Raw genomic sequence first — 24,786 nt, 5'->3', positions numbered from 1 at the left:
AACAAACGCCAACGGCGGCTCGCTCACCCGGTTCCCGCAAAGGGATCAAGGTGACCGAGCCGCCGTGGCAGCCGCCTTTTCGATTAACGATCAGGCAGGGTGATATTGAGTTCCAGAATCGAGCAGCTGCCGTCGTTTTCCAGGGCGACGTGCACGTCATCGTTGCCGATATTGACGTACTTGCGAATCACCTCGACCAGTTCCTTTTGCAAGGCTGGCAGGTAGTCCGGTGTGCTGCGTTGGCCGCGTTCGTGCGCCACGATGATCTGTAGACGCTCTTTCGCTACCGACGCGGTACTTGGCTTTTTGTTGGCGCGAAAGAAGTCGAGAAATTTCATTGTTTAGTTGCCTCCAAAGATACGCTCGAAGAATCCCTTCTTCTTTACATCGAGGAAGCGATGTTCCACGGTCTTGCCCAGCAAGCGATCTACGGCATCGCTGTACGCCTGGCCGGCGTCGCTCTGGTCGTCAAGAATCACCGGCACGCCCTGGTTGGAAGCTTTCAGCACGGCTTGGGATTCCGGGATCACGCCCAGCAGGGTCACGGCGAGGATTTCCTTCACGTCTTCAACGCCGAGCATTTCGCCGTTGCTGACGCGCTCCGGGTTGTAACGGGTGAGGAGCAGGTGTTCCTTGATCGGGTCCTGGCCATCTTCGGCGCGCTTGGATTTGCTGGCCAACAGGCCGAGCATGCGGTCCGAGTCACGTACCGAGGACACTTCCGGGTTGGTCACCACGATGGCTTCATCGGCGAAGTACATCGCCAGGTGAGCACCGGTTTCGATACCGGCCGGGGAGTCGCACACCACGTATTCGAAAGTTTCTTTCAGTTCGGCGAGAACTTTGCCTACGCCTTCTTTGGTCAGCGCGTCTTTGTCACGGGTCTGGCTGGCGGCCAGCACGTACAGGTTCTCAAGGCGCTTGTCCTTGATCAGGGCCTGTTGCAGGTTGGCTTCGCCGTTCACTACGTTGACGAAGTCGTACACCACGCGGCGTTCGCAGCCCATGATCAGGTCGAGGTTACGCAAACCGACGTCGAAGTCGACGATGACTGTCTTGTGGCCGCGCAGAGCGAGGCCGGTACCGATAGCGGCGCTGGTGGTGGTCTTACCCACACCACCCTTGCCGGATGTAACCACGAGAATCTTGGCCAAGGTGTTTCACCCCTAAGGAAAAAGGACTTTTCGGTCCCTGAAAAACATCTCTTGGAACTCGCTGCAGGCGGACAGCCTTTGTAGGAAAAAGATGTGGTTCCCGAAAAGGAAAGCCAACTTCTAATTATTCCTACGTAAGTCTTGCCGGTTTCGCTGTGCTATCAGAGTCTAGAGATGCTTGGAAAATGCGGCAGTATCCGTTAAAGACGGATGATGTTCAACACATCGCCCGACAGGCTGACTTGTACCCCGGCCCCCCACAGCGGATCACGGCGCAAATCTTCTGAAACCTTGTACTGGCCTGCGATCGACACTAGCTCAGCGGTCAACTGCTGGCAAAAAATACGCGCCTTGGTATCGCCCTTGATGCCGGCGAGGGCACGTCCGCGCATCGGGCCGTATACATGGATGTTGCCATCGGCCAGAAGTTCCGCACCCGGGCTGACCGGAGCGATCACCACGAGGTCGCCGCCCTGGGCGTAAATTTGCTGCCCGCCGCGTACGGGGGAGGTGATGATCTTTGTAGGCTTGACCGTGGGTTCCGGCGGTTTTTCCGGTTTTTTCTTCACTTCACCTTCCGTCGGGTCGAGCGGGCGCTCGCGGGCACCGGACGGTGGCAGTACTGGCAGTTCAATGGCGATGGCCGCGGCAATGTCTTCGATACGGCTGGCGCGAATTGCCAGGGTACGCAAGCCATGGGAGCGGCACACGCGCATCAGGCCGGGCAAATCAATCGCGCCTTGGCCGGCCGGGAGTTTGTCCAGGGCCAGCACCAGTGGGGCATTGTTGAAAAAATTCGGCGCCAGGGCGACCTTGGCGGCCAGTTGGCGGTCCAGGGCGTCGAGGTCATTGCGGGCCAGCTCCAGCACGGTGATGGCGAGCATGCTGCCTTTCAGCTGGAACACGGGATCTTGGTCTAGCGGTTCGGTTTGGCTCATGGTCGGCAAAAGCGGCTTGTCACGAAAAGTGTCGAGACTTATAACGAGAACATCCACGGGCCGCAAGCCGAGTCGAACCGTTGTAGAATGCGCGGCCCTTGTCTTTACCGGAATCTGTAATGGATCGCCCGCGTTTTCGAGCTGTATTTCTTCACCCGCGTTTTTGGCTGCTATGGCTGGGGCTCGGCTTGCTGTGGCTGATCACTCAGTTGCCCTACCGGGCGTTGTTGACCATTGGTCGATTGCTTGGTGCGGGCATGTACCGCGTGGCTGGTGATCGCCGCCGCATCGCCGCGCGCAACCTCGAGCTGTGCTTCCCGGAAAAGTCCGCCCAAGAGCGCAAGCAGTTGCTCAAGGCAAACTTCGCGTCCACCGGCATCGCCTTTTTTGAGATGGCCATGAGCTGGTGGTGGCCTACGTCGCGTCTGGCGCGCCTGGCCCATGTCGAAGGGCTTGAACATTTGAAGCAGGCGCATCTGGACGGCAAGGGCGTGATCCTGATGGCCTTGCACTTCACGACCCTGGAAATCGGCGCGGCCCTGCTCGGGCAGAAGCACACCATTGATGGCATGTACCGCGAGCATGGCAACCCGCTGTTCGACTTTATACAGCGCCGTGGCCGTGAGCGGCATAACCTCGATTCCCTGGCGGTGGAACGCGACGACGTGCGCGGTATGCTCAAATTGCTGCGCTCGGGCCGAGCCATCTGGTACGCGCCGGACCAGGACTACGGCGCCAAGCAAAGTATCTTCGTGCCGTTGTTCGGCATTCAGGCGGCTACCGTGACCGCCACCAGCAAGTTTGCGCGCCTGGGCAGGGCACTGGTGATGCCGTTTACCCAGGAGCGCCTGGCCGATGGCAGTGGTTATCGCCTGGTGATCCACCCGCCGTTGACCGACTTCCCTGGCGAAACCGATGAGATCGACTGCCTGCGTATCAACCAGTGGGTCGAAGCCTCGGTACGCGAATGCCCCGAGCAATACCTGTGGACCCACCGGCGCTTCAAGAGCCGGCCACCGGGTGAGGCTAAGCTGTACGAAAAGCGCCGTCGGTAACACTACCTTTCCCCCCATGGAGTGACGCTATGCGCCCAGCCGAACCGGTCACAGGTTTGATTCTTTCCGGCGGTGGGGCGCGAGCGGCGTATCAAGTAGGGGTACTGGCGGCTATTGCCGAACTGCTGCCACCGGGGGCGCCGAATCCTTTTCCGGTGATTGTCGGCACCTCGGCCGGCGCGATCAATGCGGTGAGCCTGGCCAGCGGTGCCATGGACTTCACCGCCGCCATCCAGCGCCTCACCGCCTTCTGGCAGGGCTTTCGCAGCCACCTGGTGTTGCGCAGCGACTGGCCAGGTGTCATCCACCAAGCCAGTCGTTTCCTTATCCACAGTCTGCTGGGCCTGGGCGCCCAAGTGCCGGTCGCATTGCTCAACAGTGCGCCGTTGCGGGATTTGCTCAACGACAGGTTGAACCTGCAGGGTATCGATGAAGCCATCCGCAAAAAACACCTGCATGCGGTGGCGGTCACGGCGTTCGGTTACGAATCCGGGCAAGCGGTGACCTTTTACCAAGGTGGCGGCACCATCAATGCCTGGCTGCGTCATCGGCGTATCGGCTTGCCAACCCAACTGACGGTCGAGCACTTGCTGGCCAGCTCCGCGATTCCCTTGCTGTTCGCGCCGGTCAAACTCGACCAGGAGTTTTTTGGCGATGGGGCCGTGCGGCAGTCGGCGCCCATCAGCCCAGCGTTGCATTTGGGCGCAAACCGGGTGCTGGTGGTGGGGGTGAGTGGCAACCCACGGGGTAATGAACCGTCGACCCAACGCACTTACACCGGCCAGCAACCCACCCTGGCGCAGATCGGTGGGCACATGCTCAACAGCACGTTCATTGACAGCCTGGAAGGTGATATCGAACTGCTTGAGCGTCTGAACCCGTTCAGCCATTACGCGCCCGGGTTGTCGGCGGTGGACGTGCTGGTAATTGCGCCCAGCCAGCCGATCGATGAAATCGCGGCGCGGCATCGGCAAGAGCTGCCGGCGGCGTTGCGCCTGTTCTTGCGCGGGCCGGGGGCGACCAAGACCAGTGGGGCAGGGGTGTTGAGTTACTTGCTGTTCGAGGCAGGGTATTGCAGCGAGTTGATTGAGTTGGGGCGCAAAGATGCGTTGGCCAAGCGTGAGGAGCTGTCACGATTCCTGGGCCTGGCACCGAGCTGAATGTGGGAGCTGGCTTGCCTGCGATAGCGGTGTGTCAGTCAATGCATTCGGCACAGACGTATAGCTATCGCAGGCAAGCCAGCTCCCACAGGGAGTGGCGGTCAACTGTTAGAAGTGGTACTTGACCAAAAAGCTCGCGGTGTCCTGGTTGGTCCTGAACGCGCCGCTGTCTTCAACCCCGTACTTGTTCTTCCAGTAGTCGTATTCGAAACCGACGTACAACTGCTTCGCGCCCCAATGCAGCGCCTTGCCCAGGTCATATTTAACCTGTGGGTTGAAGTGCAGGTTGGCGTGGTAGGTGCCGCGCGGGTTCTTGTCGTTGTCGACGACCCAATCCATGTAACCGTCGATCAGCACATCGGAGCTGCCCACGGGAATGGTGTACGCCCATACCGGGGTGATCTGCCAGATGTTGTTGCCAGGGCGATCGCCTGCCGGGTGGCGCTGGTAGAAGTTCAACTGGAAGAAGTCGAAGCCGGGCACATTCAGGTCAAAGCCTGGGCCGATCAGGTAGGAATTGTTATTGCCCTCACCAAACTCGTAAGTCATTGCCAGCAAGACGTCTTTGATCGGGCCGAACGACATGTCTTTGTCGAAAATCTTGCCGAACGATAAGCGCGGCGTGAACTCACCGTAATACGTATTCGGGCCGAAGTTGCCATCTTCCTTGCCGTTGTAAAAGATGCGGTCGACGAACAGGAAGTTGTCGCCGTACTTCCATGAGTCGGCATGTTCGAACGTGAGGGTTTGCTGGATCGACGGGTTGATGGTGAAGCTCTTGCCATACAGATACGTCAGGCTGTTGTTCTGCCACTGCAACAAATCACCGGCCACTGCCTGGCTACCGGCCAGCAGGGATCCCGCCAGCATCAGGCCTTTGAACATAGGTTTCATTCGGTTGCTCCCGAGTTAAAGTTTTATGGTTTTTTCTTCTACGCAGACGCTCTGGTGTGGCGCCTTTTGGTTCGCTGCAAAAATCGTCTGTTCGGTCAGCTTTAATGCTTTTAGCAAGAGCTGCGCCAAGGTGTTTAAAAAGCCAAAAAATCCCCGTCGGCTGCATCGGATGCAGTCGAATTCAGAGGGTTTTTGCGCACGTTGGCAGCTGCTGCGGGGCCGGGATAAGTTGGCCTTGCAGTCAGCTTTTACATTGGCTGTTTTTTTTTGAGTCGATTCGAGCGGGCGCGGAGAATACTGGCTCACAAGCCTTGGCTCAAGTGCGCTGTAAAAGAGCGCGTGGGGCAAGAATGGGGCGCGGCGTGTGACCGGCCCCAGGTGAAGGGTGTGCATGCGGGTGTTCCCTGTTCGTTATTGTTTTTGTTGTTCTTATCAAGAGCAGGAAGGAATCAATGCGTAGGGGCGGCCACAGGGCGTTCAGAGCCACCGAGGATGTTGAACAGTACATTCAGCGACAACGCGCTGAGGGTGGCCATGGCAATCCCGCTGTGGGTTATCGGGTTCATCCACAGCGGCAGTTGCGCGAAGAAATCCGGGCGCACCACGGGGATCAGGCCCATGCCGATACTGACCGCCACCAGCAATTGGTTGCGGCGGTCGGCGATGTCGGCTTCCTGCAGGATCTTGATGCCGGTCGCCGCGACCATGCCGAACATGGCAATCGCCGCACCGCCTAATACTGCCGGTGGAATCGATGCCACCAGAAACGCGGCTTTGGGCAGCAGGCTGAGCACAATCAGAAAGGCCCCGGCCATGATCGTCACCGAGCGGCAGCGCACGCCGGTCATCTGCACCAGGCCGATATTCTGGGCGAACGAGGAGTGGGTAAAGGTGTTGAAGAAACCGGCGAAGAACGACGCACCGGCATCACACAACAAGCCACGGCGGAGCATCTTCGGCGTGACTTCCTGGCCGGTAATCTTGCCCAGGGCGAGGAACATGCCGGTGGACTCGACGAAGATGATCACCACCACCAGGCACATTGACAGGATCGGCGCCAACTCGAATTTAGGCAGGCCAAAATGCAGCGGCGTCACCACTTGCACCCACGGTGCCTGGGCCAGGCCGCTGAGGTCGACCATGCCGATCATGCCGCAAAGGCCGTAGCCGAGTGCCATGCCGATCAGCACCGAAATATTCACCCAGAAGCCGCGCATGAAGCGGTTGATCAGCAGGATGGTCGCCAGTACCAGCGCGGCAATCGCCAGATAAATCGGCGAGCCGTAGGTGGCGGCAGCGCTGCCGCCACCGGCCCAGTTCACGGCCACTGGAAACAGCGACAGCCCGATCGCAGTGATGACGGTGCCGGTTACCAACGGTGGAAAGAAGCGCACAACCTTCGACATGAACGGTGCGATGACGAGGCCGAAGAACCCGGCGGCGATGGTCGCGCCGAAGATGCCCTGCAAGCCGATCCCTGGCATGCCGGCCATGGCGACCATGCTGCCGACGGCGGCGAAACTGGCGCCCATCATCACCGGCATGCGAATGCCCACAGGGCCGATACCGAACGACTGCACCAGCGTGGCGATACCGGCGACGAGCAGGTCGGCGTTGATCAGAAAGGCGATTTCTTCACGGCTCAAGCCAGCGGCCTGGCCAATGATCAGGGGGACGGCGACGGCACCGCCGTACATCAGCAAGACGTGTTGCAGGCCTACCAGAATCAGTTGCAAGAGGGGCAGCCGCACCATGGCGGGCGCAGCAGGAGTCTGCGGTTCTAACTGGGACATGCAACACCTCGGATCTTTTTATTGTTGTGTTGTTCGGCAGTCAATTGCCGGGTGGAACGCAATCTTCAAAGCACCACAAATCCCCTGCGGGAGGGGGCTTGCTCCCGATACCGATGTTTCATTCAACATATCGGTGAATGAACCACCGGTATCGGGAGCAAGCCCCTTCCCACATTGGAGCTCTGTGAATCAGTTAATTGGTGCGAGCCCCCTGATTGATCCAGGTGCCAATCAAATCCCGCTCCTGCTGAGTCATCTGGGTGATGTTGCCCAGCGGCATGATCTGGCTGGCCACGGCTTGCGCTTGAATGCGCGGCGCCATTTGCTGGATCTGCTGCGGGGTGTCGAACATCACGCCAGCCGGTGCCGTGCTGAACAGCGGGCTGGTGGGCTTGGCCGAATGGCACACGGCGCAGCGTTCCTGGATCACCCCATGCACCTTGTCGAAATCAATCGATGCCTGGGCGGGCGCAGGTGCGGCGGCAGGTGTGGCAGGTGTGGCAGGCGCTGCCGGTGCGGCAGGTTTCAAGCCGCCACCCAAGGCGGTTTCGGGCAATGGCTGGTATTCGATCGCGGCAGGCGCCTTGGCGACATCCGGTGCAGTTGCCACAGGTTTCGGGCCGGTCACGTATGCCAGGCAAATCATCGCCAGCGCGCCAACCGGCAAGGTCCACGCATATTTCTGGCTGTTGTGACGGGTGTTGAAGTAGTGACGCACCAACACGGCCGCCACGGCGATACCGGCCAGGATCAGCCAGTTGTATTGGCTGCCGTAGGTGCTCGGGAAGTGGTTGCTGATCATGATGAACAGCACTGGCAAGGTGAAGTAGTTGTTGTGACGTGAACGCAACAAACCCTTGGCCGGCAACGCCGGATCGGGTGTGCGGTTCTCCGCGATCGCCGCCACCAGCGCGCGCTGTGCGGGCATGATGATGCGGAACACGTTACCGACCATGATAGTGCCGATCACGGCGCCCACATGCAGGTACGCACCGCGGCCGCTGAACACTTTGCTGAAGCCGTACGCAGCGGCAATCAACAGCACGAACAGGATCAAGCCGAGCAGGGCGGGGCGCTTGCCCAGTGCCGAATCGCAGAGAAAGGAGTAGATGAACCAACCGGCCAACAGCGAGCCGAGGCCCAGCAATACACCTTCCGGACCGCTGAGGCTGCTGCCCGGGGCCAGCAGGTACAAGGTCGGGTTGGCGTAAAACACCACGCACAGCAGCGCGATGCCGGACATCCAGGTGAAATAGGCTTCCCATTTGAACCAGTGCAGGTTGTCCGGCATGGTCGGTGGGGCCAGTTTGTATTTCTCCAGGTGGTAGATACCGCCACCGTGGATCGCCCACAAGTCGCCGGCCAGGCCGTCCTTGGGGTTGACGCGATTGAGGTTGTTTTCCAGCCAGACGAAGTAGAAAGAAGCGCCGATCCACGCGACGCCGGTGATCATGTGAACCCAGCGCACGCTAAGGTTCAGCCATTCCATCAAATGTGCTTCCACAGTCTTTACCTCTCGCCTGTCACTCTGTTGTCGAGTGATCAGACCTTCTCTTATTGGTGGGGGGCGAGGATCAACCGCTCATCCTCTTTGAAAAAATGCTCATCGCAGTTATTGCCGGTGCCACTGCGATCAACCACCAGGAAGTCATCCCGCTTTTCGATCGTCAGCACCGGGTGGTGCCAGACGCCGCGATGGTAATTAATGCCCTGCCTGCCGTTGGTAACGAAGGCGCGGACCAAGCCCGATACAGGTTCATCGCCAAGTGGCGCGACCACGATCAGAAAGGGGTTGCCGAGCAGCGGAATGAAAGCCTGGCTGCCCAGCGGGTGTCTCTCCAGCATACACACGGTCAGCGGCATGTCCTGCGCGTCGGCGCGGAAGATGCTGATGATGGCGTTGTCTTCAGGCGTCGCGGTTTCGACCGTCGCCAGTTTATGAAAGCGCATGGTCGACCCGTTGTTGATCATGAAGTGATCGCTGCCGTCGGTTTCGATAACGTCACCGAAAGGGGCGAAGGCTTCTTTGGTCAGGGGTTCGATCATCAGTGTGCGCATGGCTGTCTTCTTATCCGAATGCTGTGTTGTTTGGTCTATTGCTATCGCGGGCAAGCCCTGCTCCCACATTTGACCGCGTAACCCTGTGGGAGCTGGCTTGCCTGCGATCGGGTTAACCGCTTACTTGGCGACTTTGCCCAGGACTCGCAGGCGACTCACACCACCATCCGGGAACACGTTCAGGCGGATGTGGGTGATTGGGCCCAGTGCCTTGATCTGCTCGGCGAAGGTGTGTTCGGCGTGCATCTCCAGTTTCTGCGCCGGCAGCAGTTCGCGCCAGAACAGCGATTGGGTTTCGATCTGGCTGTCGGTGCCGCCCTTCACGAACGCGCCCTGAATCGAGCAGGTGTCCGGGTAGTTGCCCTTGAAGTGCAGGGTGTCGACCACGATTTTCTCGATCTCACCCGGGTGGCCCAGCGCGACGATCACCCAGTCATTGCCCGGTGTACGACGACGGGCAGTTTCCCAGCCGTCGCCCATGTTGATGCCACGGCCCGGGTTGAGGATGTTGCTCATGCGCCCGAAGTGTTCGTCGGAGCAAGCGAGGGCACGACCGCCGTTCAAGGCTGCAGCCAGGTCGACTTGTTCGTTGTCACCCACCGACGACCAGTCGCGGAACGGCACACCGTACACACGCAGACGGGCCACGCCGCCATCCGGGTAGATGTTGAAGCGCAAGTGGCTGAAGGCTTTGTCGTTGTTGATCTCGTGGTAGTGGTGGCTGTTGCCTTGCAGCTCGACGGCCGAGAGCACTTCCACCCACTGGGTGTTTTCGTCAGGATCGCCCGAGGCCAGGAAGCAGGCTTCCAGGGAGGCCGACGGCGGGAAGTTGCCGGTGAAGAATGAAGTGTCGATGTCCACGCCTTTGATCGAGCCCGGTACGCCCAGGCGGATCACCGCGCTGTCGTAGCCTTCGAAGCGCTTGCGGCGCGACTCCCAGCCGTCCATCCACTTGCCGTTGTCATCGAAAACGCCCTCCTTCCACACGGCCGGAGTCGGCTGGAACAGGCGGTTGGCGTCTGCGAACCAGTCATCGGTCACCGAAAGAATCTTGGTGCCAAGACGGGCGTCGGCCAGGTTGACGAACTTCTCGAAAGGTACGGCGTAAGCTTTCATTCTTCTTGTCTGCCTTGAGTTAGGTGGCTTGGGATGCTCGCCAGGCCCTGGGCGTCATGAGCGCTCGGGCCCGGTCTGCTAAAGGGTCAGTAATCGGAACAACGCGATTTTATTGATCTCGGCCAGCGCGCATTGGAACTCGGCGTCTGCCGGGTTGTGAATGCGCGTTTCGAACGCGGCCAGGATCTGATGCCGGTTGCTGCCTTTTACCGCCATGATGAAGGGAAACTTGAACTTGGCTTTGTAAGCGTCGTTCAGCTCGGTGAAGCGCGAAAACTCGTCGCTCGAGCATTGGTGAATACCGGCGCCAGCTTGTTCATTCGTGCTGGCTTCGGTCAACTCGCCCTGGACGGCGGCTTTGCCGGCCAGGTCCGGGTGAGCGTTGATCAGCGCCAGCTGGCTGGCATGATCGGCACTCAACAGGATGTCGCTCATGCGCTGGTGCAGGGTTTCGATCTCATCGATCGAGGCGTCCTGGCCCAGGTCGAAGGCCTTTTCGGCCACCCATGGCGAATGTTCGTAGATGTCGGCGAAGGCGTTGATGAATTCATCGCGGCTCAGGGTCGACGGTTTCAAGGTTTGGAACGCAGTCATTTCGCCGCTCCCGTGTACGGATGGGTGTCGTGCCAGTGACGGGCAATGTCGACTCGGCGAGTGAACCACACCTGTTCGTGACTTTTGGCGTACTCGATAAAACGCTTCAGGGCGGCCAGGCGGGCAGGGCGGCCGATCAGGCGGCAATGCAGGCCGATGGAAAGCATTTTCGGGGCTTCAGCGCCTTCGGCATAGAGCACGTCGAAGGCGTCTTTGAGGTACTCGAAAAAGTCGTCGCCCTTGTTGAAACCCTGGACCTGGGTGAAGCGCATGTCATTGGTGTCCAGGGTGTAGGGAATCACCAGGTGCGGCTTGCCGGTGGGGTTGTTCGGTTCCCAGTAGGGCAGGTCGTCGTCATAGGTGTCGCAGTCGTAGAGGAAGCCGCCTTCCTCCATCACCAGCCGCCGTGTGTTGGGGCCGGTGCGCCCGGTGTACCAGCCCAGTGGGCGCTCGCCGGTCAGTTCGGTGAGGATGCGGATCGCTTCGAGCATGTGCTCGCGCTCCTGGGCCTCGTCCATGTATTGGTAGTCGATCCAGCGATAGCCGTGGCTGCAGATCTCGTGACCGGCGGCGACCATCGCGCGGATCACATCCGGGTGGCGCTGGGCGGCCATGGCCACGGCGAAGATGGTCAGCGGGATATCGAATGCTTTAAACAACTTGAGGATGCGCCACACACCGGCACGGCTGCCGTATTCGTACAGCGACTCCATGCTCATGTTGCGCTCGCCTTGCAGCGGTTGGGCCGAGACCATTTCCGAGAGGAAGGCTTCGGACTCTTTGTCACCGTGCAAAATATTGCGCTCGCCGCCTTCTTCGTAGTTCAGTACGAAAGACAACGCGATGCGCGCCTTGCCCGGCCAGTGTGGGTGAGGAGGGTTACTGCCGTAACCGATCAGGTCGCGTGGGTAGTCAGCGCTCACTGCAGTCTTCCTTCTTGTGCGTGGTAGCGGTGTGTGTGGCGTCCGGGCAGTGAAAAGACTGGGTGGCGTCACAGCGATGAGTGATTGTATACAACTTATCGCTAACTTTGTAAGCCCGAATTTCTGCATTTTTTCTGCAGCGTTCGTTGAATATGGCGTAGCAAGAAACTTGCCTAACTGGTCAGCTAATGGACAAAAGGTCGTTTGAAAGCAAGGATTACCCATCAATTGCCCTACCGATTAACCCCACCGGGAGGATCGCAAAGTTTGTGATTTTTATTGTGTACAATTTTTTTAAAAAGTGTCTTAATCAGCCATCGCCGGCTTTTTCGATGCCCCGAAAAAGTGCAGGTTTCTCTTCTACTGACTTCAGGAGGCGCGTAGACGCCATGGGACGTTTGACCACACACGTTTTGGACGCCGCACACGGCTGCCCCGGCAGTCACATCAAGGTCGAGCTGTACCGCGTCGAAGGCGCGCAGCTGGAGCTGGTTGCCACCGCCACTACCAACAGCGACGGCCGTTGTGATGCGCCACTGCTGCAAGGCGACGATTACGTCAGCGGTGTCTATCAGCTGCAATTCAACGCCGGCGACTACTACCGCGCCCGTGGGGTGCAATTGCCTGCACCTGCGTTCCTCGACGTGGTGGTGCTGCGCTTCGGCATCAGTGCCGAACAGGATCACTACCATGTGCCACTGCTGATTTCGCCTTACAGCTACTCCACCTATCGCGGTAGCTGAGCGTCACCTCGCTTCACACCCCCAAAGCTCTTCGTTGGTTTTTCGCCCGCCCACACTGCGGGCTTTTTTTTGCCTGTTCCCGTGCAACTATCTAGTGCCAATGGACCCTCGGTGGTGCCTAGGCTGGGTGTTTTCCTCATCGAGAGAAAACACCATGACCTCTTCCCAAGATTATCCCGACGATTCATCTGACAACGCCGACGCTGACGTCGCTGCCGAAGCCGCGTTGCAGGGCATTCGTGATGAGTTAAGGCAGCGGGTTAATGTGTCTACCCACCCCAGTCGCCTGATCAATCAGATCGGCCTTGCCGACTGGCGCTGCCACGCGTCGACACAGGCGCTTATACGCCTGATAGGGCGCTCGCCAAAAGTCTTGACGGTGATCCGTACCGAACTGCGCAACGCATTTGAGATTGACCCCGACAGCCTGCTGTTTACCGAACACAGCCCCTCCAACCCGCCAGGCGTATCCGAGAAAGTCGACAGCTTGACCGATCGAGCGTTGTTGCTGCTGGTTCAGCCCTGGGTGCCTATTAATACCAATCTATTCACTGGCTTGAGTGTCAAGGGCGAGCCGAGTCGTCGGTTGCCTTATACACCGTTGCAAGCACTGGAGCGCGTTGTCGCGTTGACGCTTTTTGACCGGCTGGCCCGCGCGCATACCGAGCATTGGGACACGCTGGCGCAGGGTTCCTGGCGTACACGCCGGGAGCGTTGGAGTGAGTTGCACGCGGAACTCTTCGCTGACCGCGCCTTTCTGGCGCGGCAACTGAACGAGCTATCGAGTGCGGGAATGGCCCTGGTCCAGGCAGTGATCGATGCCCCGACCGCTGAGGCGCGCCAGCGTGCAGGTGGGGAGTGGGCCTGCGTGCGGGTAGGCCAGGTGATGTGGCCCGGTACGCCTGCGGTGGCGATCCCCGGTGCATTGCATTTTTACCGTGAGGGCGACCCTGACGGTGTGCCTCATGTCGTTTACCTGCCGGGTGTGGCCCGTCACTTCTATGAGTACCCATCCTTCGTCTTGCTTCAATGTGGCGTGCTGACGCTGAACCGGTTGCTGTTCCGTGATCTCTGGCAGTGCCTGCCGTTAAGTCGTCGCAATGCGTTATGCCGGCCTGCGGACTTGTCCCCGGCGCTCAGTGTTGTCCGCGGTCTGGAGATCAAGGGTGATGCGCTGGCGTTAGGCGCGCAGGCGTTGCTGAGTGAGCAATGGGGGAACGAATTGGCCTGTGCCGTGATGATCAATCACGCCCACGTATTTTCTAAACAACGGCCTCGGCCTCAGCCGTTGGAGGCCGTGTCGTTTCTCGCGCACGTGGAGAAGGCCAGGAAGCAACTGGTCGGTGGCGCGCGGCTCGGCGTCCTTCGGGAGCAATTGCTCAAATGGGACCAGCAACGGCGAAGCGAAGAAATCATTTTTGCCAGCACGGCGCCCGGCCTGGCCCTGCGCACCACAGAGCAGCAGGTCAAGTGTTACGAAAAAGGTCTGCTTGCGCTGCTGAATCCGGATGACCCCAGCGCAGAGACGCCTGCGTATCAGGAATTCGTGTCGCTGGTGAATCAACTCAAGGTCCATGCCCAGGCATTGGATACCTTGATGCAGGGTACGCAGACACGGCTGCTCGATTTGGCTTTTTGGACTGAGCGCCCCGGTGGCGCGGGCACGCTCAGGCGTGGCTCCCTGTTCATGAACGCGCAAACCGAAGCGCTGCGCTGTGAGGTTCAGTTGCAACACCGGCTCAAGCTGTTAAGCGCAGCCCATCGGGACTTGGTTATGGAGGTGGTGGAACAGCCTTTGCCGTCTAAACGCCCAGGCAGTGAAACCCAGGTGTTATGGATCGCGGTGGGCAGTGAGCCAGACGCTTTCTACTCACTCCATAACGTGTGGGTGGTGACGACAGCCGCGGCAGTGAGGGTTCCGACCCGCCAGCGTCCGGTGGTCCTGTACGCTTTCGGGGTAAAGGGTGGGGTGCAGGCTTTTTCCGGGCTGGATGCATTGACTCGAAGCATCAAGGCAAGCCTGAGCAGTCGGGATGACTCCGTGCTGTGGGGCTGTGTCGAGCGCGATAAACGTAACGACTTACGCGCACATGCGTTGCGTGACACCTTGGCCGTGCGCTACTTGCCCATTGAGCGCAAGCCCGCGCTGGCCGCTGTGCAGAAAATGCTTGGGACCTACACTCGCTTGCACGAAAGCACTGAGGACATCACGCGAATTTTCAGTGAGGTCAAGGACGCCGAGCTGAGCCGCGCGCTGCTGACAGTTGAGCTGGAGGAACAGCTGAAGGCTCCCGTCAATAGTGCCCTGAGCCAGGCCCAGGCCAATATTGAGTTGCTGCGCAAGGCTGCGTCTGAAGCGAAAAAATGGCCGGCATGGTTGCCGGATGCAACGCGTGCCCAGCGTAAAAACTTCAGGCGCTCGCAGCGTCTTTATCTGAGTAGCGTATTCGCCTATAAAAACCGGCTTGAACAACATCTGCCCGACCTGGAGACGTTCGCCCGCTGCGCCTTGACCGCCCGTTTGAGTCAGGACGGTATCTCGCCGCAATGGGATATTGACCAACCCTTTATTGATATGCCTGATGATGTTCAAGGCAGCTTTTGTGGGGGAGCAAGCGCCTGTCCCGTGGGCGATAACAAAATAATACTGACCCCGAGCCCTACGCGTACAACCTTCAGTCTGCTGCAATTGTTGCTGCATAACCTGGACCCGTTGGCGCCCTGGACGCAGTGGCGATTGAACCGCGCGCGCTTTCTGCAACCTGACGCGCAACAACAACTCAACGCCGCTTATCTGATCCGTATGGTGTCCTCGCTGGATATCGGCGGCCAGTACGACGCGTTGATCAACCAGGCGTTTTATCCGCGTATTGGCGCCAACTACACGCTCAGCGAAGGGCGTATTCCCGAGTTGTTGAATCGCGCGTTGCAAGCCGGCGTTGCGCATCATCTTTTTTCGGCGATTCAACGCGGGCTGACGGCGGCTGCACAAAGCGTATTCAGCACCGCGATGGCGGCCCGAACGCCGCAAGACCTGCTGAAAAACCAGCATGAACTGCAACTGTACGTGGTTCATCTGGTGGGTCACACGATGCAGCATGATCGCTATATCGCAGGGATAGTGCTGATGCACGACAAGCGTTCCGGGCTGTGCCTTGTCTATTGGCCCCAGGCCACGCACGCGTTGATCCTCACCGAGTACATCAGCCTGCAACAGGCCCATGCTGAATTGAACCGTATCGGCGCATTGCCGGATAATGCCAGGGCGCTGGCGCGGCAGGTTGCACCCGGCTGGGCATTTGAGGTGCTCAATTACCCTCTGGCTAACGTCGACGAGGGCGTCCCGGCCTGGAATATACTCACGCCTACCAATGTTCTGGTGAAAGGGATTTGGCAGGGGGTTGAGTTCATTCGCTCGTTCCGCATCAAGCATCTGGAGCCGACGGCGCTTGCTGATGAGATCGAAAAGCAAACCCTTGAGCAGATTGCCAGTGATCCGCAGGACTGGTTGGCGATTGTCGCCACGCCCCACAGCAATGCTCAGGCGTTGCTGTACCACGCCAGCGTGCTTGAACTGCAACGCCGAACCCAGGCTGCCAGCCATTCCGGCAAGGCGCTTGAGGAATACCGGGTCCGCCGCCTTGGCGAACAGCACGACGCCACCAAACGCAGGTTGGTCGGTTTTTTCAGTCCGTTTTTCGGGCTGTTAAATGACGTCTATGAGCTGTTGCTGGTGGCGCGGCGTTATCACCGCTATGGAGACCCCCACGATGCGGTCGATGTGGGCTTTATGAGCGCCTTTTTGGCGACTGATTTGTTATCGAACTTTGTACCTGGCCCCAAGAAGGTGGGCGGTGGTGCGACTCGCATTGCGCGGCCTGCACTGAGGCCAGCCTTGGGGCGAATACACCGTTTTCGTATGACGACGAGCGAGGTTCCTCACCAAACGCAGTCAGCCGTGCCTCAACTCAAAGCCCTGGCGCCATTTAAAATCAAGGGTGTGCCTGAGGGGGCTGTAGCCTTGAAAGGGCCGGGTAAGAACGGTGTTTACGTGAAAAATGCCGAGCCATTTGTGGCGGATGACACACACCATTACCCACTTTATCGGCGCCGGAACGAACAGTCGTTTCGCCTGCAAAACAAGCAGGCACCGGGGCAAGACGAACTGATCCTGAACATCCACCAGCCCAGGGAGTGGTTGCTCGCAGCGGACGCACCGCAACCGGGGCCGAGCTCAGGAGTACTTAACCCATGGCGCGCTCCCTTGCCGGATTGGCAACCACCTGACCCGCGTACGGCGACTGAGCCGCGGATTCTTCAGTCGCGCACTACGGATACCCGTTGGCTGGATTGGCGTACTCAAGTTCATCCCAATCAAATAGTGAACTCCCCGACTCCCGGGGTATTTGAGGTGGGTATGGCACCAACAGGGTCTGGGCTCAATGCCAGGTTCTTGCGCGTGGCTCGTCCTAATACCTCCATCCTGGATCCGGACAGTGGTTTTTACAGGATGCTCCCCCAGAGTCATCAAGCACTGTCGACCGATATCTCGTTTATCACCCGAAATGAGCCCCTGGTGTCATTGGCTGAGGTCGATATCGTGCGTTGGACAAGCACTGATATTCTCGACCAGCCCATTCCAGTATCACGCACCCCGACAGGTGGATGGCAAAACCATCCGGCATTGTTCGACAGGCCTTTGGAGCAATATGTGGGCGAGGCTTTTCCCACCATGACGAACAGAACACGGGAGTTTACGGTCAGGAGGATGATTGAGCTGTCAGGTCCGCGACGCCCGGTAACGGCAAGTCACATGCTTGGCATCCGTGCGACGCTGGACGGGTGGTTACCCTCGGCCCCTGCCAGGCGGGGTCAAACGGATGATTTGCTGAGGATGTTACGGCCAATTCAAAGAGGGGGGCATTCAACACTTGTCAGCTACCAAGGTGCGGCACCGGGTTTTGAACGCATGGACTTTCTGCCACCGGTCATGCTGCAGCCCAGGCTTCATCGAGGTGGGACACCTGTTAGGGCGGATAGAAATACCGCGCAGCGTGCGGCAGTCCGAATTGTTTTGGAGCAGCAGGGTTTCACTGTTCAGGACCTCCAGGTTAAACGTTACCGAATGAGGCCCACTCATGAATCGGTTGCTATTCATCCCAATTCGCCAGATCGCATCTATTACATTTCATATGAATGGGTCGAGATGGGCCATGTCCGCTTGAACACCAGATTGAAGAATGGCTGGTTTTATATAGGGTTCAAGTCCTACACAGATGCTGCGCTGGCGGTTACGGTCAGCAAAGCGCTGCAGGAAAATCGCCTGGTTCGGATCCTGGCGGGCATCCAGTGGCCTATCAAAGGCGACATCTCGCCAACCGTTTATTTCATTAAATTGGCGCCTTCGCCTTGAGCAGCGACACCACACCGGCGCAACTGAACAACGCAGCGCTGACCCGATTGAACCAGCTCTGGCCGGCGCCGCTGCGCAAATAGCGCGCCGCGCCATGGGCACCCAGGCCATAGGTCAGCTTGCACAGCAGGTCGAGCACGGTCCAGGTGGCGATCATGATCAGCAACTGCGGCAGGAACGGCTGCTGACTGTTGAGAAATTGCGGCAAGAAGGCGGCGAAAAACAGGATGTCCTTGGGGTTGCTGGCGCCCAGCACAAAGGCACGGCCAAACAAGGCGCTGAAGCGCGGCACCGCAGGTGCTTGCGGGACTTCGGCAGCGTGGGCCGGTTGCCGCGATTGCTGCCAGCTTTGCCAGGCAAGATAAAACAGGTAAAGCGCACCGACGATCTTCAAGGCACTGAACAACTGCTCCGACGCCAGCAATAGAGCGCCCAGGCCCAGAGCCGAAGCACTCAACAAGCAAATTGAGGCAAACACGCCGCCGAGAAACGCCGGGTACGCGCGGCGCAGGCCGTAGTTGAGGCTGTTGCTGATCATCAGCAGCGACAGCGGGCCGGGAATCAGGATCACGATCAAAGCAGCGCCGCTGAACAGCAGCCAGGTTTCCAGGGTCATTTACAGTCCTCCATTCGTGCAAAAGCCCCACCCGAAGGTGAGGCGGTTTTCAGCCATTCCCGAACTACAGGAAGATGAATTTCGCGATGAAAATCGCGCACAACACCCACAGGCTGATGGAAATCTCGCGGTACTTGCCGGTGCCGGCCTTGAGCGCCACGTACGTGATAAAGCCCAGGGCGATACCGTCGGCGACCGAGAAGGTCAGCGGCATCATGATTGCCGTGACAATCGCCGGAATGCTGTCGGTGGCTTCATCCCAATTGATATGGGCCATGCTCGCCATCATCAGCATCGCCACGTAAATCAGTGCGCCTGCAGTGGCATAAGCCGGGATCATGCCGGCCAGCGGCGCAAAGAACATAGCGGCCACAAACAGCACGCCCACTGTCACGGCGGTCAGCCCGGTGCGACCGCCGGCGGCTACACCGGCAGCACTTTCCACATAGCTGGTCACGGGTGGCACGCCGACCATGGCACCGAACACGCTGGAAGCGCTGTCGGCCTTTAACGCGCGGGACAGGTTATGAATCTTGCCATCCGCACCGACCAGGCCGGCGCGTTGTGCAACGCCCATCAAGGTGCCGGCGGTATCAAACATGTGCACAAACAAAAAGGCAAACACCACGCTGATCATGCTGACATTGAACACACCCTTCACGTCCATGGCCATCCAGGTCGGTGCCAGGCTCGGTGGGGTAGAGAGAATGCCGTTGTAGTGCACCAGGCCCAGGCCCCATCCGGCCAGGGTCACGGCGATGATGCTGATCAGGATGGCGCCGAATACCCGGTGGTAGCTGAGGATCGCAATCAGCAAAAAGCACACCGCCGCCAGCAGCGGGGCGGGCTCGTGCAGTGAGCCGAGTTTGATCAACGTGGCCGGGCTGTCGACGATGATGCCGGCTGTTTTCAGGCCAATCACGCCGAGAAACAACCCGACACCGGCACCCATGGCGTGGCGCAGGCTCACTGGAATGCTGTTGAGCAGCCATTCACGCACGCGGGACAGGGTCAGGCCCATGAACAGCACGCCCGAGATAAACACCGCACCCAGCGCCGTTTCCCAGTGATAGCCCATGGTGCCGACCACGGTATAGGTGAAAAACGCGTTCAGGCCCATGCCCGGCGCCAGGCCGACTGGCCAGTTGGCGTACAGGCCCATCAACAGGCAACCCAGTGCGGCGGCGATACAGGTGGCGACAAACGCTGCACCATGATCGATTCCGGCGTCGGCCATGATGTTGGGGTTGACGAAGATGATGTAGGCCATGGTGATGAAGGTGGTGAGGCCGGCAATCAGCTCGGTCTTCACTGTGGTGCCATGCAAGCTCAGTTTGAACAGGCGTTCCAGCCAGCCGCCTTGCGGTGCGGCCAGGTCCAGCGTTGGGGCTTCGGATTTGCGGCTTTCCACAGCGAGTACTCCTCAAGAGTTTTATTGTTATTTCCAGCGCCGGTCACATGAGTGGGCAACGGCGCTTTGAGGTACTGGCGGGTTTTGTTGACCATAAGGTCAGGAACTCGCACGAAGCGAATTATGCTTTTGTATACAAATAAAGCAAATAATGTTTTCTATTATGTGCGCAAAAGGGGATGAAAGGCTAATTCGCGGCACTCAGCGCCTGGTTGACCGCCAGCCATCCCGCCACCGCGTCTTCGCCGGCTTCGCTGAACGCGCGTTGCAACAACTTCACTTGTTCGCGGCGCAGTGACTGCTCGAAACGCACGCCTTCCTCACTCAATTCCAGCAGGCGTTTGCGCTTGTCGGTCTCGGACGCGACGCTGTTGACCAAGTGCATTTCCTGCAATTGGCGCAATGGCATGTTCAACGCCTGTTTACTCACGCCGAGCAATTCCAGCAGTTGTGTCACGCTCAAGGCGGGGTAGCGCGCGATGAAAAACACGATGCGCTGGTGCACGCGGCTCAGGCCGCGGCGCTCCAGCATTTCATCGGCCTTGGCGGTGAACGCCTGATAGCCGAAGAAGAAGGCTTCCATGGCTTGCTGCTGGCTGCTCTGGTTTTTAAGGTCAAGCATATTGACGTATCTACCCAGGTCGTCGTAATTTCGGTCAAGTAGTTTGACGTATTTCCTGCGCGCTTTGCCACCGGTGACCTTATGGCCTTCTCTGAACGTGTTACGCGCCTCAAAAGCTCCTTGATCCGTGAAATCCTCGCCGCGGCCCAGCGCCCGGAAGTGATGTCGTTCGCCGGCGGCCTGCCGGCCGAAGCCATGTTGCCCGCGTTGAACTGGGACGGCATGCCGCTCAACATCGGCCAATACGGCATGAGCGAAGGCGAGCCGCACTTGCGTGAATTGCTCGCCGCCGAGGCGCGCGCACTGGGCGTGCCCTGCCAGGCCAGCCAGGTGCTGGTGGTCAGCGGTTCCCAGCAAACCCTGGACCTGGCGGCCAAGTTGTACATCGACCAGGGCACGCAGATCCTGCTGGAAGGCCCGACCTACCTGGCCGCGCTACAGATTTTCCAACTGTTCGGCGCCGATTGCCTCACCGTGCAACTGGAGGCCGACGGTCCGGACCTGGCGGCGCTGCGGACCACGCTTGAACAGCAGCGTCCGGCGTTCATCTACCTGATTCCGACGTTCCAGAACCCGTCGGCCGTGCGCTACAGCGAGGCCAAGCGCGAGGCTGTCGCCGCTTTGCTCGATGAGTTCGGCGTGACCCTGATCGAAGACGAACCCTACCGCGAGCTGACTTTCGATGGCGGCAGTGCGCAGCCGATTGCCGGCCGCCTGAAGAAAGCCAGCTGGATCTACACCGGTACGGTCTCCAAGACCTTGTTGCCAGGCTTGCGCGTCGGTTACCTGATCGCCAGCCCGGACCTGTTCCCGCACCTGCTCAAGCTCAAGCAATCGGCGGACCTGCACACCAATCGCGTTGGCCAGTGGCAGGCAATGCAGTGGATCGGCACCGAGCGCTACCAGCAACATCTGGTGGAACTGCGCCGCTTTTACCGCGAACGCCGCGATGCATTCCAGGCCGCTCTCGAGCGCCACTTCGGTGATTTGGCCGACTGGCAAACGCCCCAGGGCGGATTATTCTTCTGGCTGACCTTGAAACAACCGCTCGACACCCGCACCTTGTTGGCGCAAGCATTAGATCAGAACGTCGCGTTCATGCCCGGTGAACCGTTCTTTTCCGAGCCGGACCAGCACCTTGGCTCGTTTCGGCTCAATTTCAGCCATATCGACCCGGCCCGTTTGGACGAAGGTCTCAAGCGCCTGGCCGCGGTGGTCCGTCAAGCACAGCACGCGCAAGCGGCATAAGGGGAGCCTCATGTACAAGGTTTATGGCGATTACAGGTCGGGCAACTGCTACAAGGTCAAATTGATGCTCAATCTATTGGGCATCGCGTACCAGTGGATCGATGTCGACATCCTCAACGGTGACACCCAGACCGCTGAATTCCTGGCCAAGAACCCTAACGGCAAGATCCCGGTGCTGGAACTGGAAGATGGCACGTGCCTGTGGGAATCCAACGCGATCCTCAACTTCCTGGCCGATGGCAGCGAGTTTTTGCCGACCGAGCCGCGCCTGCGCACTCAGGTGTTGCAGTGGCAGTTCTTCGAGCAATACAGCCACGAACCGTATATCGCCGTGGCGCGGTTTATCCAGTTCTACCTGAACATGCCGGAAGATCGTCTTGAAGAATACAAAACCACGCATAAGGGCGGTTACAAGGCGCTGAAGGTGATGGAGCGTCAATTGCAAGCCACGCCGTACCTGGTGGGCGAGCAATATTCGATTGCCGATATCGCACTGTATGCCTACACCCATGTGGCCCATGAGGGTGGCTTTGACCTGACGCCTTATCCGGCCGTGCAGGCGTGGTTGAAGCGCGTGGCCAGCCATCCCAAGCATGTGGCGATGCTGGACTGATTCACACCGATCAATGGTGGGAGCTGGCTGGCCTGCGATAGCGTCACCGTGCAGCATCTGGCCAAACGAGTTGCCTGCATCGCCGGCAAGCCAGCTCCCGGATGGGCCGTGCCCCGCTTCAGCTTGGCGGTCTGCCTGACAGTTGCGCATTCAGCAGTTCGAAACAGCGCTGCGCCGCCGGGCTCAAGCGCATCCCGCTGCGACTGATCAACCCGATCTCCCGGTTCACCCCGGGATGATCGATGTTGATGCGCTTCAAGCCTTCCAGGCTGTCCGCCGCCGACTCCGGCAATACACTGATCCCCAAGCCCTGGCGCACCAACGCCAGGACGGTCGACATATAGTTGGCTTCCATTCCCGCATTCATCGTCAGCCGCGTCTGATCAAACAATGCGTCCACGTGCTCTCGCACACTGCTGTCGCGCCCGGTGAGTATGATCGGCTGCGCCGCCAATTGCTCCAGGGTCAGTTGACGATGGCGGGCGAGGGGATGCTCCAGCGGCACAAACGCGCACAGCCGATCATTCAACACCGGCACGAACTCCAGGCCATGGCTCAGCCGCGCCCGCACACCGAGGCCGAAGTCCACCTCGCCGGACCGCACCTGCGCGTGAATGCGGTGGGCCACCACGTCATGCAGGCGTACTTCGATCCCGGCAAAACGCTCACGAAACAGACGCAAGGCCGGGGGCAGGGCGCCGGCGCACACCGAGGGCAGCGCGGCGATGGTGACCACGCCTCGGCGCAAGGCGGCCAGGTCGCGTGAACCGGTGACGATGTTGTCCAGGTCCAGCAGCAGTTTTTCCATGGGTGCGCGGGCGTCTTCTCCGGCAGCGGTGATGCTGACATGGCGCGGGCTGCGGTCCAGCAGGGCGACGCCCAGCCAATCTTCGAGTTGCTGGACTTGTACGGTAAGTGCCGACGGCGACAGATGCAGTTCGTTGGCCGCCTTGGTAAAGCTGCCGGTGCGGGCAACCGCCAGGAACGCTTGAATATGCTGGATCGAGTTTTTCATGTGGTTATCCGATCGTTTTGTTTTTACGAACTTGGACGGCTGAATATTCCAATTTACAAAGACTAACGCGCTTCCAATACTCCAGGGAAAACAATAACCGGCCACAAAGGCCGCTCTGGAGTAACCCATGCTCGCTACCCTGGGTGTCATTACCATCCTGTGCCTGCTCGCTGCCGTCATGAGCAAGCGGCTCTCGCCGCTGGTGGCCCTGATCGCCTTGCCGATCATCGCTGCGTTGCTCGGCGGATTTGGCCTGCAAACCAGCGCCTTCATCATTACCGGCATCAAAAACGTCGCCCCTGTGGTGGGCATGTTTGTGTTCGCAATTCTGTTTTTCGGGATCATGACGGACGCCGGCATGCTTGACCCCATCATTGACCGCATCCTGCGCACGGTAGGGACGCGCCCTACACGGATTGTCGTCGGTACCGCGACCCTGGCGTTGCTGGTGCATCTGGACGGCTCCGGCGCGGTGACCTTTCTGGTGACGGTGCCGGCGATGCTGCCGCTGTACACGCGGCTGGGCATCGACAAACGCATCCTTGCCTGCGTTTGCGCGATGGCTGCCGGGGTCAACTTCCTGCCGTGGACCGGCCCGGTGCTGCGCTCGTCGGCGGCGCTGCATGTGCCGGTGGCCGACCTGTTCCAACCGCTGATTCCGGTGCAGATCGTCGGTCTGATCTTCGTATTCGCCTGTGCCTGGTGGCTGGGCCATCGCGAAGAAAAGCGCCTGGGCCTGGGGGTCGGTTCCACGGTCGATGCGGTGCCGCAACGGGTGCTCAGCGCCGATGACATCAAGTTGCGTCGCCCACGCCTGTTCTGGGTCAACCTGATGCTGACCGTGCTGGTGATGGTGGTGATGATTGCCGGCTGGGTCGATCCGGTGGTGATGTTCATGCTCGGCACCGTGGTCGCGCTGTGCATCAACTACCCCAATGTGGACGCGCAGCGCGCACGCATTGACGCACATGCCAAGACGGCGTTGACCATGGCCAGCATCCTGCTCGCCGCCGGGGTATTCACCGGCATCATGCAAGGCACTGGCATGCTCAAGGCCATGGCCGAAGTGGCGGTGGCGCAGATTCCGGCCGGCCATGGCAAGCTGATCCCGGCGGTTGTCGGGTTCATCTCCATGCCGCTGAGCCTGCTGTTTGACCCTGACTCTTATTATTTCGGCGTGATGCCGGTGATTGCCGAAGTCGGCAAGGCCCTGGGCGTCGACCCGCTGCAAGTGGCCCAGGCCTCGTTGCTGGGTGTGCACACCACCGGGTTTCCGGTCAGCCCGCTGACTCCCGCGACCTTCCTGCTGGTGGGGCTGTGCAAGGTCGAACTGGCCGATCATCAGCGCTTCACCATTCCTTTTCTATTTGCCGCGTCGGTGTTGATGACCCTGACCGCGTTGCTCCTGGGAGTGATTTGA

Annotated in this window: 22 protein-coding genes; 7 read left to right on the top strand and 15 right to left on the bottom strand. The window is 59.5% G+C overall.

Annotation, left to right across the window (positions count from 1 at the left end; genetic code table 11):
- Positions 1–83: 83 nt before the first annotated feature.
- The 3 genes from minE to minC form a co-directional block, all read right to left on the bottom strand.
- Positions 84–338: a cell division topological specificity factor MinE gene (gene minE / locus A7J50_RS20230; RefSeq protein WP_003175252.1), complete on the bottom strand. Its 255-nt coding sequence runs from the start codon at positions 336–338 to the stop codon at positions 84–86.
- Positions 339–341: 3 nt separating this feature from the next.
- Positions 342–1,154, bottom strand: coding sequence for a septum site-determining protein MinD (gene minD, locus A7J50_RS20225; protein WP_057011745.1), 813 nt, complete (start codon positions 1,152–1,154; stop codon positions 342–344).
- Positions 1,155–1,354: 200 nt separating this feature from the next.
- The gene (minC, locus tag A7J50_RS20220) at positions 1,355–2,092 is read right to left on the bottom strand and encodes a septum site-determining protein MinC (protein WP_053257249.1); all 738 of its coding nucleotides are present in this window, start codon (positions 2,090–2,092) and stop codon (positions 1,355–1,357) included.
- Positions 2,093–2,211: 119 nt separating this feature from the next.
- On the opposite strand from minC, the gene A7J50_RS20215 reads away from it, so the two are divergent.
- Both A7J50_RS20215 and A7J50_RS20210 read left to right on the top strand, forming a co-directional pair.
- Positions 2,212–3,147, top strand: coding sequence for a lipid A biosynthesis lauroyl acyltransferase (locus A7J50_RS20215; protein ID WP_064453404.1), 936 nt, complete (start codon positions 2,212–2,214; stop codon positions 3,145–3,147).
- 29 nt (positions 3,148–3,176) lie between these two features.
- The gene (locus tag A7J50_RS20210; RefSeq protein WP_064453403.1) at positions 3,177–4,307 is read left to right on the top strand and encodes a patatin-like phospholipase family protein; all 1,131 of its coding nucleotides are present in this window, start codon (positions 3,177–3,179) and stop codon (positions 4,305–4,307) included.
- Positions 4,308–4,415: 108 nt separating this feature from the next.
- On the opposite strand, the gene A7J50_RS20205 is transcribed toward A7J50_RS20210, so the two are convergent.
- The 8 genes from A7J50_RS20205 to puuE all read right to left on the bottom strand — a co-directional run bounded on the left by A7J50_RS20205 (position 4,416) and on the right by puuE (position 11,685).
- Entirely contained in the window at positions 4,416–5,201 is a 786-nt protein-coding gene (locus A7J50_RS20205; protein ID WP_064453402.1) for an outer membrane protein OmpK, read from the bottom strand.
- 15 nt (positions 5,202–5,216) lie between these two features.
- Complete coding sequence (locus tag A7J50_RS31455; protein WP_156526299.1) at positions 5,217–5,594, bottom strand: hypothetical protein; 378 nt, start codon at positions 5,592–5,594, stop codon at positions 5,217–5,219.
- Between the two features lie 56 nt (positions 5,595–5,650).
- Complete coding sequence (locus A7J50_RS20200) at positions 5,651–6,994, bottom strand: nucleobase:cation symporter-2 family protein (protein ID WP_064453401.1); 1,344 nt, start codon at positions 6,992–6,994, stop codon at positions 5,651–5,653.
- A gap of 193 nt (positions 6,995–7,187) precedes the next feature.
- A complete protein-coding gene (locus tag A7J50_RS20195; RefSeq protein WP_064453400.1) occupies positions 7,188–8,498 on the bottom strand; it encodes a urate hydroxylase PuuD in 1,311 nt (436 codons plus the stop codon).
- A gap of 50 nt (positions 8,499–8,548) precedes the next feature.
- Complete coding sequence (locus A7J50_RS20190; RefSeq protein WP_003209110.1) at positions 8,549–9,052, bottom strand: ureidoglycolate lyase; 504 nt, start codon at positions 9,050–9,052, stop codon at positions 8,549–8,551.
- A gap of 120 nt (positions 9,053–9,172) precedes the next feature.
- Positions 9,173–10,168, bottom strand: coding sequence for an allantoicase (gene alc, locus A7J50_RS20185; RefSeq protein ID WP_064453399.1), 996 nt, complete (start codon positions 10,166–10,168; stop codon positions 9,173–9,175).
- A gap of 78 nt (positions 10,169–10,246) precedes the next feature.
- Positions 10,247–10,762, bottom strand: coding sequence for a 2-oxo-4-hydroxy-4-carboxy-5-ureidoimidazoline decarboxylase (uraD, locus tag A7J50_RS20180; RefSeq protein ID WP_064453398.1), 516 nt, complete (start codon positions 10,760–10,762; stop codon positions 10,247–10,249).
- On the bottom strand, positions 10,759–11,685 hold the full coding sequence (gene puuE, locus A7J50_RS20175; protein ID WP_064453397.1) for an allantoinase PuuE: 927 nt from the start codon (positions 11,683–11,685) through the stop codon (positions 10,759–10,761). The genes uraD and puuE overlap by 4 nt, the downstream gene beginning before the upstream one ends.
- A gap of 389 nt (positions 11,686–12,074) precedes the next feature.
- Between puuE and uraH the strand changes: the two genes are divergently transcribed.
- Together uraH and A7J50_RS20165 are read left to right on the top strand one after the other, a co-directional pair.
- Positions 12,075–12,428 carry a hydroxyisourate hydrolase gene (uraH, locus tag A7J50_RS20170; protein WP_064453396.1) on the top strand — a complete coding sequence of 118 codons (354 nt, stop codon included), beginning with the start codon at positions 12,075–12,077 and terminating at the stop codon, positions 12,426–12,428.
- A 154-nt stretch (positions 12,429–12,582) separates the two neighbouring features.
- Complete coding sequence (locus tag A7J50_RS20165; RefSeq protein ID WP_064453395.1) at positions 12,583–17,841, top strand: dermonecrotic toxin domain-containing protein; 5,259 nt, start codon at positions 12,583–12,585, stop codon at positions 17,839–17,841.
- Here the strand turns inward: A7J50_RS20165 and A7J50_RS20160 are convergent.
- From A7J50_RS20160 to A7J50_RS20150, 3 genes are all read right to left on the bottom strand, one after another.
- Positions 17,819–18,457 carry a LysE family translocator gene (locus tag A7J50_RS20160; RefSeq protein ID WP_064453394.1) on the bottom strand — a complete coding sequence of 213 codons (639 nt, stop codon included), beginning with the start codon at positions 18,455–18,457 and terminating at the stop codon, positions 17,819–17,821. The two genes, A7J50_RS20165 and A7J50_RS20160, sit on opposite strands and share 23 nt — an antisense overlap.
- 64 nt (positions 18,458–18,521) lie before the next feature.
- Positions 18,522–19,868, bottom strand: coding sequence for an NCS2 family permease (locus A7J50_RS20155; protein WP_064453393.1), 1,347 nt, complete (start codon positions 19,866–19,868; stop codon positions 18,522–18,524).
- 187 nt (positions 19,869–20,055) lie between these two features.
- Entirely contained in the window at positions 20,056–20,490 is a 435-nt protein-coding gene (locus A7J50_RS20150) for a MarR family winged helix-turn-helix transcriptional regulator (RefSeq protein WP_064453392.1), read from the bottom strand.
- Positions 20,491–20,571: 81 nt separating this feature from the next.
- Between A7J50_RS20150 and A7J50_RS20145 the strand changes: the two genes are divergently transcribed.
- Together A7J50_RS20145 and A7J50_RS20140 are read left to right on the top strand one after the other, a co-directional pair.
- Positions 20,572–21,738: a PLP-dependent aminotransferase family protein gene (locus A7J50_RS20145; RefSeq protein WP_064453391.1), complete on the top strand. Its 1,167-nt coding sequence runs from the start codon at positions 20,572–20,574 to the stop codon at positions 21,736–21,738.
- Positions 21,739–21,748: 10 nt separating this feature from the next.
- The gene (locus A7J50_RS20140; protein WP_064453390.1) at positions 21,749–22,351 is read left to right on the top strand and encodes a glutathione S-transferase family protein; all 603 of its coding nucleotides are present in this window, start codon (positions 21,749–21,751) and stop codon (positions 22,349–22,351) included.
- A gap of 118 nt (positions 22,352–22,469) precedes the next feature.
- Here A7J50_RS20140 and A7J50_RS20135 read toward each other — a convergent pair whose 3' ends face one another.
- Positions 22,470–23,366: a LysR family transcriptional regulator gene (locus tag A7J50_RS20135; protein ID WP_064453389.1), complete on the bottom strand. Its 897-nt coding sequence runs from the start codon at positions 23,364–23,366 to the stop codon at positions 22,470–22,472.
- 127 nt (positions 23,367–23,493) lie between these two features.
- On the opposite strand from A7J50_RS20135, the gene A7J50_RS20130 reads away from it, so the two are divergent.
- Complete coding sequence (locus A7J50_RS20130) at positions 23,494–24,786, top strand: CitMHS family transporter (RefSeq protein WP_064453388.1); 1,293 nt, start codon at positions 23,494–23,496, stop codon at positions 24,784–24,786.

The organism is Pseudomonas antarctica (assembly GCF_001647715.1).
Classification (GTDB): Bacteria; Pseudomonadota; Gammaproteobacteria; order Pseudomonadales; family Pseudomonadaceae; genus Aquipseudomonas; species Aquipseudomonas antarctica_A.
The sequence above is the reverse complement of the archived record's forward strand: the minus strand, read 5'-3'. Positions and strand labels throughout refer to the sequence as shown.